Below are 12,477 nucleotides of genomic sequence, written 5' to 3' on the forward strand. Positions count from 1 at the left end.
CTAACCGGCTGCGCCGCAGCAGGTACCATACAACGTCTACGCAAGCAGCGCGAGGAGGATCCCCTGCAGGCCGGCGTAGATCTCCTTGACCTCGTCCAGGCCGATCGACTCGTTCACGATGTGCGCGGACTTCTCCGCGCCGGGTCCGTAGCCGATCACCTCTATGCTGCGGTCCGGAAACAGTTCGCGGTAGCGCACCACGCCGCTCCCGTCCGTGCAGAAACCGTACGAGCCGAGCTGCGGCTTCTTCCCGGTAGCCTTCTCGACCCCCGCCATCGCCTTCAAGACGCAGTCGCTCTCCCGGGAGGTCTTCCAGGCCGGGGCGAACTTCTTCTCCTCGATCGCCACGCCGGTCCACGTCACCGACCGCTCGGACGAAAACTGGATCATCGGGGGCTTGAACCGCGGGTAGCGCTTGGCGCCGTTCTCCACGACCCGGGCGATGTTCTCCTTGGCGAGGAGCAGGATGCTCTCCTCGGTGTCGCCGGGGAGCGTTCGGATGTCGTAGGTGAGCTCGACCCTGTTGGGGACGGTCGAGTTGCCGCCGCGCCCGTCGAGGCCCCCGCCCCCGCCGACCGGGATCTTGATATCCGTGGGGACGATGTTGCGCCTGCCGAGCAGCTCGTCTTCCTCCGACCGGTACCAGACGTGGAAGGCGTCGATGACGTAGGCGACCTGCTCGATGGCGTTTATCACCTTCCGCCCCGTGGATGCGTGCTGCGGCTCGCCGTAGACGGTGAAGATGATCTCGGCGCGCCCGCGCTGGCCGATATTGATCCTCCCCTCCGTCGTCTCGCCGACGACGACGATATCGGGTTGAAGCTTCTTGAGCGCCTCGAGGAAGCAGACCCCCTCGAAGAGCTCCTCGATCACGGTGCCGACCACATAGACCCGCCCGTTGAACGGCCCCGCGAGGCCCGCGAGGGAGGCGGCGGCGTGGAACATTGCGGCGAACGAGGCCTTCATATCGGACGCGCCGCGCCCGTAGAGGCGCCCGTCCACCACCGACCCGGCGAACGGCTGCGTCTGCGCGTCCCACTCGGCCGGATTCGCGCTCACGGTGTCGAGGTGGCCGGTGAGGACGATCCTGGGGCCCTCCCCCGACCCCACGACCATCTCGGCGATCAGGTTCCCCATCCGGTCGGAATAGGCGTTCGTGAATCCCAGCCTCTGGGCGGCCTGAATCAGATGCTTGACGATCTTCTCCTCCTGGCCGGAGTACGCCTGCATCCTGATGAGGCCCCGGGCGCATTCCAGGACCTGCTCGAAGGGGATCTTCTTCAGCGCACCCCCGGATCTATCGACGGTCATCAGTACGCTCCTTTCTGCCCCGGCGCCGCGGCGCCGGAATCCGACGTGCCGAAAACGCGCGGGCGGCACGCCGCTACCGCGCGCGGGCCCGCATCCTCGCCGCGCGCGCGCGCTCGCGGGCCGCGTGTTCCTTCGCCCGCGCCGCGTCCCTGACGGCCCGCGCCCTTTCCGCGAGCTGCGCCTTGAGCGCGCGGCGGAACTGCATGACCGACTCCTTCGCGCCGGGGCGGCCGCTGCGGTAGCCGGGGATGTTCGCCTCGGCCACGGCCTTCGGGTCGAGGCCGTAGCAGTCGATCTCGCTGTGGATGGAGTAGAGCGGCGTGAAGCCGAGGCTTTCGACGATCTCCCTCGGCACGAACGGGATGAGTTTCGCCACCGCGCTCTTGATGCCGCTCCTGCCGGGCGCGCGGTACCCCTCTTTCTTCTTGATCATCCGATTCCCCCTTCCCCGACGCCTTGTGCGGCCGTCAGGAGCTGCACATAGTAGTATATTTCCGCATGATTGTACACCGGATACCGCCTCCGCGCGGCCCCTCCGCGAAGGCGTCCCGCGGACGGGGGACCCGCCTCACGCCCCCTTCAGGTACCGCCCGGTGTGGCTCTCGGGGCACCGCATCACCTCCTCCGGCGTTCCCTCGCAGACGATGCGCCCCCCCTTCGACCCCCCCTCCGGGCCGAGGTCGATGATCCAGTCGGCCTGCCGGATGACGTCGAGGTTGTGCTCGATGACGATCACCGTGTTTTCGTTGTCGACGAGGCCCCTGACGATCCGCGTCAGCTTCTCGATGTCGGCCATGTGCAGGCCCGTCGTGGGCTCGTCCATCACGTAGATGTTCCCGGCCTTGTGCAGCTCCGCCGCCAGCTTGATGCGCTGCGCCTCGCCGCCCGACAGCGTGCTCAGCGGCTGCCCGATCTCGAGGTAGTCGAGCCCCACCTCGCACAGGATCCGAAGTTTCCTCCCGATCTCGCGCTCCTCGAAGAATCCCTGTGCCTCCTCGGCGGTCATCTTCAGGACCTCGTGGATGCTCTTCCCCTTGCAGCGCAGGGCGAGCACCTCGTCGGTGTAGCGCTTCCCCTCGCATTCGTCGCAGACGATCTTCACCTCGTCGAGGAAGCTCATCTCCACGCTGATCGTGCCGAGCCCCTTGCAGACGGGGCACGCCCCGCGCGAGTTGAAGCTGAACAGGGACGGGTCCGTGCCCGTGGCGCGCGCGAACTCCCGCCGCACCGCGTCGAAGAAGCCGATGTACGTCGCGGGGTTCGACCGCGAGGATCTTCCCACCGGCGACTGATCGATGCAGATCGCGTCGCGGTGCTGATCGAGGAAGACGCCGTGGATCAGACTGCTCTTCCCCGAGCCCGCCACGCCGGTCACGCACGTGAGCACGCCCCGCGGGATTCGCGTCGAGACGTTCTTGAGGTTGTGCAGGGTCGCGTCGCGGATCTCGATCGCCTCGGTCCAGGCCTTCCGCGCCCCGCCGCCCGCCGCCCGCCGCCGCAGATACTCCCCCGTGATCCCCGCCGACTGCAGGAGCCCCTCGACCCCCCCGGCGTACACCACCTCCCCGCCGCCGCGCCCCGCGCCGGGGCCGATGTCGATCGCGTGGTCGGCGCACCGGATCACGGTCGGGTCGTGCTCGACGACGAGGACGCTGTTCCCCTTGTCACGCAGCCGCCGAAGCATCCGGACCATGGCGTCGATATCCTTCGGGTGGAGTCCGATCGACGGCTCGTCGAGGATGTACATCAGCTCCACGAGGTCGCAGCCGAGCTGGCGCGCCATCTTCACCCGCTGGCTCTCCCCGCCCGAGAGGGTGGCCACGGCGCGGTTGAGCGACAGGTACCCCACGTCGATCTCCACCATGTAGGAGAGCATCTGCTGCATCTTCCGGACGATCGGTCTCGCGACGTCCCCCTCGATCGTCCCGAGGAATGCGCCGAGGTCGGAGAGCTCGAGATTCACCAGCTCCGGGATCGTTCTGCCGTTGAGTTTCACGGAACGCGCCTTCTCGTTGATGCGCGACCCGCCGCAGGCGTCGCACGCCGAGTAGACGAAGTATTTCTCGTACGCGTTCCGGCGCGCCGCGGAGAGCTGCTCCTTGGCCTTGTTGATGTGCAGGCGTTCGAGCTTCCTGACGACCCCCTGGTAGTTCTTCGTGTACGTCCCGGCGCCGTGCCGCTTCTCGACCGGGATCGCCTCCGCGTACAGCAGGTCGCGGAGTTCGTTTTCGGAGAAATCCTTCAGCTTCTTGTCCACGTCGAAGAGGCCGATCGCGACCATCTCGCGCCAGTTCCACGCCCCCACCTTGTAGTCGGGGTGGACGATCGCCCCCTCCCGGATGGACTTCTCCCTGTCGAGCAGAAGGTCCGGGTCGATCCGTATCCGTTTGCCGAGCCCGGTGCAGTCGGGACACATCCCCGCAGGGTGGTTGAAGCCGAAGACGAAGGAGGGGCCGATGAACGGCTTCCCGCAGCGCGAGAAGAGGAGGCGGAGGTAGGTGTAGAGCTCGGTCGCGGTCCCCACCGTGCTGCGGAGCGTCGTCCCCATCCGCTTCTGGTCGATCACGATCGCGGTGGAGATGTTCCGTATCTCCTCCACGTCGGGCTTGGAAAGCTTGGGGAGGCGCGCGCGGGCGAACGACGAAAACGTCTCGATGAGCTGCCGCTGCGCCTCGGTGTAGATCGTGTCGAAGACCAGCGAAGACTTGCCCGACCCCGAGACCCCGGTGAAGACCACGATCTGGTCTCTCGGGATCTCCACCGACACCCCCTTCAGGTTGTGCATCCGCGCGTTGGCGACGACGATCCGGTCAGACATCATCTCCCCTCCGTAGACGTTGTATGCAATTTCCTCAACACCAAGTGGTTATGCTTTTAGTCGCCCCGCGGACGAGGGGGGACGGGTACGGTGCGCCTCATCGCGCGGCACCTTGTCGGCTACGACGTCTACGAACGCCTGCAGCGCCTCGGCGACCTCGACGAGCTTGCGGGGATCGACGATCCGGGGCGTGTCCGCGGGGGTGTGCGTCACCTTCCGCATCAGCTCCCGCATCCTCTCCGCCGTGAACGCGATCGCGGGCCTCCCCTTCTGGACGAAGAGCATATGGTCCCCCTGGTACCACGGCTCCCCCCGTCTGATCCCCCCGTACGCCCCGAACGCCCTCTCCGCCGCCCGCTGGATCGAGGCCGGACACCCGTAGAGGGAGTAGGCGCTGCGCCCCTTCACGTACCCGACGTCGTCGATGTTGACGGCGACGACGATCCGGTCGAGCTCCCCCCCGTACCGCCGGAGGTAGTCCATCTGCCCCCCGGCGCTGTAGTAGTCCTCGCCGTTCAGGGCGACGATCTCGACCCCCAGCCCCCCCGTGTACCCCCGCAGCATCTCCGCCACCAGGAGCAGAACCGCCGTCCCCGCGGCGTTGTCGGAGGCGCCCGGCGTATCCTCCTTCGCGTCGATGTGCGCACAGAGGACGATCTTGCGCGCCGCCCCCGGGTTCTTCCGCGCGACCACGTTCCAGGCCTTCGCCGGGCTGCGCCGCGCGTCGATTCTCAACCGGAACGCCCGTCCGGCGAGGGCGGCGATCCTCCTCCCCTCCGCCGCGGTGCAGTAGGCGGACGGGATGTCGAAATCACCGTCCTCGATGAGCGGGTACGGGTACAGCGCCCCGACGAGATCGGGGTTCCTCCCCGTCGCCGCGACGATCGCCGCCGGGCGCTTCTCCTCGAGCAGGGCGTAGATCCGCTTGTGGCGGTCGGGGTTGTAGAAGACGAACTTCTTGGGCATCAACTGTTCGGCGCAGAGCGCGCCGCGCATCAGGAGGATCGCGCCCCGGCACGCGCACGTCTCAAGCTCCCCGTCCGTCGACACCGCGACGAGTTCCGCGGCGACGTCACCGCCAAGTGTATAGGGGCTCGTCAGGACCTTGAACGACCGGCCCCCGCAGGCGAGCCGGGCCTTCCCCGCCCTGTGATCCATACAGGGAAACGGCGTCGCGTCGATCTGGTAGCCCCATCTCCGCACCTCCCGGGCGAAGAACCGGACCGCTTCCCGATTCCCCGGCGACCCGGTCCGCCTGTTCGGCGTCACGCCACAGAGCGTCTTCAGGTACCGCTCCGCCTTCACCGCCGCCCGCCGCGCGCTCATCCTTCCCCCTTCCCCCTTCACGCCTTCTCACCCTTCCATCGTCTTCATGTACGCATCCACCCACCGCATCTCCGCTTCCAGGATGCGTATCGGCCGCACCGCACACTCGTGCCGATGCCGCGGACATCCCGCGTCTCGCAGAAAACCGTGCAGCGCCTGATACCCCTTCACCCTCTCCTCCAGTGTCGCCCGGTACCTCGCGAGCGCCGCGCGCACGGTCTTTCGCGGCAGGAGGCCGCAGTTGTAGAGTCCGATGTCGATCGGCCACCGCACGTGCGCCGGCTCGCTCAGGAGCGCCTCGATCTTCGCCCTGAGCGCCGAACGGCCCTTTCGGCTCAGCGTGTAGAGGGCGCGGAGGCGGTGCTGGGGGCTCAACGTGTCCTCCCGCGTCACGAGCCCCCTGCGCCGGCTTTTCGCGAGCAGCTTGTAGATCGAGGACATCGAAAGCTCGGTCCAGCACCGCATGTCGCGCCTCTTCACCTCCCGGGCGATCTGGTACGGATACATCGGCTTCTCGGCCAGCAATCCAAGGAGCGCTGCCTCGGCGTTCGATATCGCGGCCATGCGAATCCCTCTCTCCCGACGGCTCAGTATTATTGTACTGGTACAATATAGTATTCTTACAACCTCATGTCAACACCGTTCCGTCTCCGTGGCGGCTCCGACTGGCGGCGGGGCGGAAGATTCCGCCTCGCCCTGTGTCACTCCAGGACCGTCTCCGCGGGTATCGCGGGGGCGGAGGGGCGGGGGCGCCCGAGGATGGCGAGCTTCTCGAGAAGCGTCAGATCGCGCGGCGGATCCTTGCGGATGACGCGGTGCCTCAGCAGGATCCCATCCCCGCGCGGCTCCGCCGTGAAACAGTTCAGATGGTACGAGGGGACGTAGACGGGGGGGAGCATCAGGATGCGCCGCGCCCCGACCCGCTCGAGGCGCTTGAGCCAGGTGCCGGTGTTCACGACGCACCGCCCGTCCAGCATCCGCAGCGAGGGGGTGTGCGTGTGCCCGTAGATGAACAGGGCGCAGGATGGGTCGTCTGCGAACACCCGCCGGGCCGCGGCGAGATAGGAGTCCTCCTTGGCGTTCCGCAGTCCCTCCGTGGTCTCGATCCCGTACTTCTGCAGGGTCCCCCGGATGTCGCGCGTCAGGAAGAAGAGCGGGACGGAGAGCACCACGAAGAAGGCGATCGCGATCCCGTTCACCCACACCACCAGGTCGATGACGCGCCCGGGGAAGCCGAATCGCTCCCGGAGCGATCTGCGGAACAGGCGTGTGCGCAGCAGCCCGTGCTCCTCGATCCAGCGCCCCGCCAGGACGACCGCGCTGAAGATGAAGAGGAGGAGGAACGGGAGGAGAAACCAGCGGAGGATCGGCGTCATCTCCTGGTAGAAGTAGTTCGACCATATCCAGGACGGGATCTCCTCGCTCGGATAGACGGCGGGGAGGTCCTTCAGCCACCGGCTCCTGGCCTGGAGGGCGCTCCTGCCCGCCACGGCCACCGTGGAGGCGGTGATGAAGTAGCCGGCCGGGAGCCCCCACCGGTTCCCGTAATCGGGGAAGCGGTTGAACGGATCGTGCTGGTTGCCGTGCTCGATCCAGATCGTCTTCTTCCCGATCCGGCGGACGGCGTGCTCCGCCGTGTCGAGCCGGATGTTGTGCGCGGCGAGAAGGTCCCGGTAGGAGGGGACGCAGGCGAGGTCGTAATCGTGGTTGCCGGCGAGCAGCGTGATCTTCACGCGCTCCCCGGTTTCGCGGAACTGCCGGAAGATGGCCGGGTGCGTCGCGACGAGCCACGGCAGCTTCCGGTCCCCCTCGATCTCGGTCGTCTCCCAGAGACCGAACGCGTCACCGACAATGACGAGCTCCGCCGGAAGCGGCCCCGCCGCGATCCCCTGGAGGAACCCGACGAGTTCCTTCTCGAAGGCGCATTCGTTGAGCGCGCCGTCGCCGCCGATGTGGAGATCGCTGATGAAGTGGAGGACCGGCTCCGCGCCGGCGGCCGCGGCGGGGGCGGCGCGGAGCGCCGCGGCGGCGAGGCAGAGGAGGCCCGTCCCCGCGGCGAAGATGGCACGGCCGGACGCATGGACGTTCATCGATGGCTCCACGGGCATCGAGCGCCTCGCCGCGCGGCACGGCCGATCGGCAGGGCGGGCGGCACCGTCAGGCGCGGGCCGCCCGCGCGATCCGCCTCAGTTCGCGGACCCTCACGGCCGCCTTCCCGCGCAGCGGGAAGTGCATGACGAAGACCTTCGCGCCGCCGATATCTTCCTGCCAGCCGAACGAGACCTCCCTCGACCCTTTGAATCTCGCGTACGTCACCTTGCCGATGAAACAGACCACGGCGGGCTTCTGCGTCCTGATGGCGCGGGCGATCCTTTTCCGCCCGGGCGCCTCCTCTCCCTTGTGGAGTCCGGAGACATCGCGCGTCGGCCGTTCGACGACGTTCAGCAGCCCCAGGCCGTAGACCGCGTTGAACCTGGCCTCGTAGATCCGCTTCAACGCCGCGTCGTCGCCGAGCGCATCCCTCGTCTCACTGATGAGCCCCGCGTCCGAGAGGAGATACCAGAACATCTTGTTGTTGGAGAACGGCACGCCCCTCGCGTAGGACCCGGGATGCGGATTGATGCCCACGAACAGTATCCTCGATTTCCTGTAGAGGTAGCGGATCATCGTCCAGGCGCCGGATGCGCGCACCGCCGTGCCGGAAACGGCGCTCCCGCCGGCGCCAACCCGCCCCGCGGAACGCCTGCGGCGGCGGAGGGGGTGGGATTCGAACCCACGAGACCCTTGCGGGCCTACCGGTTTTCAAGACCGGCGCTTTCGACCGCTCAGCCACCCCTCCGATAGGTCACAACTAATTTGCTACGAGCGTGATAGGCAATATCAACAACCCATGCTCCATGCAAGGATAACCCGCCTTGTGACCGTTTTGTGACTATAATTTGCCGCCGAAATGATACCAAAGGAGCTTTTCTGCGGGCTCTCAGCGGCGGCATGTATGCTCCAGCTTTGTTCATCATTCAGCATCAAAGACGGGATTCCGACTGAAGCAGCCCCAGCGACGTCTAGTCTTGTCGATGGCATCTCGCACCTTCCGACGAATCACATATTCGGGCAAACCTTTGTTCTCTCGGCGTACGTCGTCGGCGAGTTTAAGAAGGTCATGCGGCACCGACTCAGACATTTCAATGTCCAGTATCAGCGGAATCGTAGGCTCCACAACTTTTCCTGCTTGGGCACGAAGCCCACCAAACGCCATCGTATTCAGCAGGAACGAGAGGGACATGAGAGGAGACGGAGGAGTGTTATCCTTGAACTCCTCCTTGAGTCGGTCTCGTATCTCCCATGCATTTCGGTCTAGGGTCAATAACCAGTGACGGTATCCAAGCTCTGTCACCTGTTCTTTCTTCCTTAATGCCACGACACCCAAGTATGTCTCTAGATCATTCTTGATAAGGATGCGTGTCGTTACCTCGTCCAATGGCTGAGTATTCCGCCTGCGCGCTTCATGAGCGGCAGTCCAGAGACGCTCTGCCGCCCAACGTAGCTCGTCATCGACTTCAAGTGCGGCTTCCTGCAAATCCTGACGCTGGATGCCTAGAACACCGTGAAGGAATTGCGCGATGTCGTCCTCCTGTCGTTCAGAACCGCGAAACAAGGCAATCCACCTCCGGAACTCTGATGGCCCTCTGCCAGTCCGCATAAATTTGTGATAGAGATAGGGAACACGCCCCCGCCAATTGCCTGCTTGGTATTGCGAGCAGGACAACGCATTGTTCATGTGCGCGTTGATTTCTTGGACTACCCCGGATGTAACCCTCCACTCGACCCCGCCCTTTGTGCAGGCTGCGAAGGCCTGTGTGAATCGCCAAGTTGCTTCATCGCCCTCAATCCTCTCCGCAAGCAGTGGTAGGAGAACCGTTGTATCAACCCAGATCGTACCATGGGAGAAGAGCTTTTTCGTTGCTGACCGCACATCTGGAGTGTGGTTGAGAAACGTAAGCAACGTGTACGAGTTTGCCAGCCGCAATAGATAGTTGCGGGTCGAGTCGTTTGCCTCGTTCAGCAATAATTGGATAATGGTAACAATAAGCTTTGGATAGTGCTCGATGATCTCCGATGCTGGTCTCCTCTCGTCAATATCTCGGAGTATAAGGTCTGCAAGTCGCTCAATGCCAACTTGGTGCAGGGTATCCGTGAGGACCGCGGTCACAAATTCCTCACCACCGTATAAAAGGAGTTTTTCAAGCACTCGCGGTATTCGAAGCAAGAGATCGTCTACATCTGGCTGGCCTGACCGATCAATCTCTTCAAGGCATAGAAGGGAGTGAGATGCAACTGTATCACGAAAGTCGGCATCCTCGGCTGCACTGTCTGCCAATCGTGCTGTGATTCTGTTGTGCTCATCATATGTCAGGCAGAACTCATCCTCTTTTGGCCAGTGGCGAACATAGCGCTTCGTTAGTCTCGCAAGAGCGCTGTCAATCTGAACTCGCACAATTGCCGGATCAGCGTTTGGAAGGGCCTTGGAAACACGCTCATGGATCAACGCTCTTTTTGCTCTCGCCTCTGAGTTCGTGTGCCGCAGTGAGGCACGGACAAGGGCATCGAAGCAAAGCTTAGTGAGCCCCTTCTCGGCTATATCATCCTGCCACTGAAGGCCGAGATACAAGAGAGCTGCCTTTGCTTCGGATGACGAGAGGGGTGAAGCTTGCCTCTGTATAATGTTTTCGCCTTCCAGGAATGGGCGTGCAATACGGTCGATCAATTCGGCGGCTGCAGCCTCGCGAACTGCGTCTAGAGAAGCACGCTCTAAAAACCATGTACGATCGCGTGGGTCAAGGACAAGCCCTCTGGCCAAGGCTTCCTGTTTGAGTTCGTCAGCTTGACCGCCGATCTGTTGATTGGACATGTAGACCAGCACATGAACGGAGGGGCATTCCTGCGCAAGGCGCTTAAGCGTCTGCCTAATCTTGTGTCGCCAGTCACGCGCAATACTATATTGGGCGGCAACGAATGGTTTTCCTTCAGGAGAGAATAGCTCAGAGTCGCGCCCACCGTCGCCTTGTGGATGAGCCATCGTGCGCAAAGAGCCTAACTCCGGAAGGAGAAACTGTCCGCATAGTGTTTCAAACTGGAACCAGTCACTTGGCTGGAGTTGGTCAAGGGCGATCCGGAACAAGTTTCGATTCATATATGCATCCGATCTTACTGCTGAATGACCGGCTGAATAGCATGCCGGTCTGACCTAGGGGAGGAGCCTTCTCATTCCCTTGCCTGCTGGGACTCCGATAAAGGGAGTATATCGCACAAGAAGGATCAAGACCATGATATATCAGGGGCTATATCAGCGAGCACATTACGCGATCATGGAGATAATCTACGGTGAATATTCAGCGGATACAGTTACGATCGGCTTATCCGCTCAGGCCGGGATCGCACGTGTGAGCAGCTCTTCGCACGAGACTACGGATCTCTCCAAGAGAGCCACAGCGATCTTCTTGCTCTCCGGCGTGGGATGGGCATATCTCATCGTCGTGGTGATCGTCGAATGCCCCAACAGCTCCTTCACCACCGGCAGACTCACTCCCCGTAGCACAAGCCTTGTCGCGAATGTGTGACGCAGATCATGGAACCGGCAATGGCCGATGGCTGCTCGCCTTACTGATTTCTCGAAGTCGGTGCGTACGGATTTTGCGGGCTTGCCGTTCCGATGGAAGACGAACATACCTTGCCGCGGCTGGCGTTCCAAGAGATCGCGCACCGTGTCGTTTATCGGGATCTTCCTCTGTTTGCCGCTCTTCGTTCTGGTGACCGTGATATATCCTGTCAGCAGATCGACCTGATCCCAGCGGAGACCCAGGATCTCACCGCGCCTCATGCCCGTGTTCAACGCGAATTGCACAACGTCCGCGGTGACCGTGTTGCAGCACAGGAGCAGCACCCTGATCTCCTCGTCCGTGAGGACCCGCTCCGGCAACATCTCCTCCCGGAAGAACCTTACTCCCTTCACGGGGTTCTTCTCCATCTTGCCCCACGCGATCGCCAGGTTGAAGATGCGCCGCAAGCACGAGAGCTCGCGATTGATCGTGGCCATCGGGACATCTCGTGGGTCCCTGTCGGCATACTTCCCACGACCGAGTACCTCATTACGCCTGTGCGTCTTGTACTTCTCCACAAGCTCCGTCGTGATGTGGTCAAGCGGCCGATCCTTGAAGAAGGCGTTGAAGCGTTTCATAAAATCGCAGTCGCGTTGCCAGGAGAGCTTCGTGGTCTTCGCGTGCTCCATATACTGATCGGTCAATTCCCTGAACCCGATCGGTTTTTTCTTCTCGTTCAAACGATATCTGCCCTGGAGGATTTCCGCCGTCTGGACGGCCAACGCCTGCTCCGCCATTCTCTTGCTCGGGCCGACCATCTTCCTCACTCTATAGCCCTGGCAATAGCAATCAGAGTACCAGATGTTCTTTCTCTTATAGATTGCCATGTCTCTTGTCCATCGGCATGCGGGTAGATTTCATGCGCGCATCATATCGTTTGGATTGCCTCACCAGTCACCTTGTTGTGCCTCTTTTATCCCACTATTATGGCACAATAATGGCACATTGTCAACTTGAATATTCTGGAATTATTATGCTGCGGTGGTGCGTAAATAGGTCGATGCGGTGGGCGAATTAATGCGATTCTATGAATCGGCGAAGCACCTTGCCGGAAACAAGGTATTTCCGGCCCAACTTGTGCACTTTCAGCTTCCCCTGCCGTATCCAGATATACACAGTCTTCTTGTGCATGTTCAGCATCTTGACCACTTCGGGAATGTCGTAATACGCCGAATCCTCGATCAGTATTCTCATTGTGTCCCGCTCCAATGCATATTCCGGGGAGACACGTAGAATGTAGGGCTCATGACGGAATTTTGTGAGCCCAGGCCCATGGTTGGAAGCGTCCCATCCATGGGGTACAGGTTTGTATGATCTTGAGTTTCATGTACTCCTCGTCCCGATAGCCATAGGCACGACGGATCA

At 62.6% G+C, this 12,477-nt stretch carries 10 protein-coding genes and 1 tRNA gene; all 11 read right to left on the minus strand.

The annotated features are described in order from the left end of the window. Window positions 1-36: 36 nt before the first annotated feature. A complete protein-coding gene (locus tag GXY35_02450) occupies window positions 37-1,311 on the minus strand; it encodes a M20/M25/M40 family metallo-hydrolase (GenBank protein ID NLW93453.1) in 1,275 nt (424 codons plus the stop codon). Window positions 1,312-1,384: 73 nt separating this feature from the next. Then, window positions 1,385-1,744: a hypothetical protein gene (locus GXY35_02455; GenBank protein ID NLW93454.1), complete on the minus strand. Its 360-nt coding sequence runs from the start codon at window positions 1,742-1,744 to the stop codon at window positions 1,385-1,387. Between the two features lie 135 nt (window positions 1,745-1,879). Further along, the gene (locus tag GXY35_02460; protein ID NLW93455.1) at window positions 1,880-4,129 is read right to left on the minus strand and encodes an excinuclease ABC subunit UvrA; all 2,250 of its coding nucleotides are present in this window, start codon (window positions 4,127-4,129) and stop codon (window positions 1,880-1,882) included. A 48-nt stretch (window positions 4,130-4,177) separates the two neighbouring features. After that, window positions 4,178-5,455, minus strand: coding sequence for a M28 family peptidase (locus GXY35_02465; GenBank protein ID NLW93456.1), 1,278 nt, complete (start codon window positions 5,453-5,455; stop codon window positions 4,178-4,180). A 27-nt stretch (window positions 5,456-5,482) separates the two neighbouring features. Then, complete coding sequence (locus tag GXY35_02470) at window positions 5,483-6,019, minus strand: PadR family transcriptional regulator (protein NLW93457.1); 537 nt, start codon at window positions 6,017-6,019, stop codon at window positions 5,483-5,485. A gap of 137 nt (window positions 6,020-6,156) precedes the next feature. After that, entirely contained in the window at window positions 6,157-7,545 is a 1,389-nt protein-coding gene (locus tag GXY35_02475; protein NLW93458.1) for a phosphoesterase, read from the minus strand. A gap of 67 nt (window positions 7,546-7,612) precedes the next feature. Further along, on the minus strand, window positions 7,613-8,122 hold the full coding sequence (locus tag GXY35_02480; GenBank protein NLW93459.1) for a hypothetical protein: 510 nt from the start codon (window positions 8,120-8,122) through the stop codon (window positions 7,613-7,615). A gap of 85 nt (window positions 8,123-8,207) precedes the next feature. Continuing rightward, a tRNA-Ser gene (locus GXY35_02485) sits at window positions 8,208-8,294 on the minus strand. Window positions 8,295-8,468: 174 nt separating this feature from the next. After that, window positions 8,469-10,646 (minus strand): hypothetical protein, encoded by a 2,178-nt coding sequence (locus GXY35_02490; protein ID NLW93460.1) that lies wholly within the window; start codon window positions 10,644-10,646, stop codon window positions 8,469-8,471. Window positions 10,647-10,877: 231 nt separating this feature from the next. Further along, window positions 10,878-11,879: a tyrosine-type recombinase/integrase gene (locus tag GXY35_02495; protein NLW93461.1), complete on the minus strand. Its 1,002-nt coding sequence runs from the start codon at window positions 11,877-11,879 to the stop codon at window positions 10,878-10,880. A gap of 247 nt (window positions 11,880-12,126) precedes the next feature. Beyond that, on the minus strand, window positions 12,127-12,306 hold the full coding sequence (locus tag GXY35_02500) for a helix-turn-helix domain-containing protein (GenBank protein ID NLW93462.1): 180 nt from the start codon (window positions 12,304-12,306) through the stop codon (window positions 12,127-12,129). Window positions 12,307-12,477 lie beyond the last annotated feature (171 nt).

Source organism: Chlamydiota bacterium (assembly GCA_012729785.1).
Lineage (GTDB): Bacteria > Auribacterota > Tritonobacteria > UBA1439 > UBA1439 > UBA1439.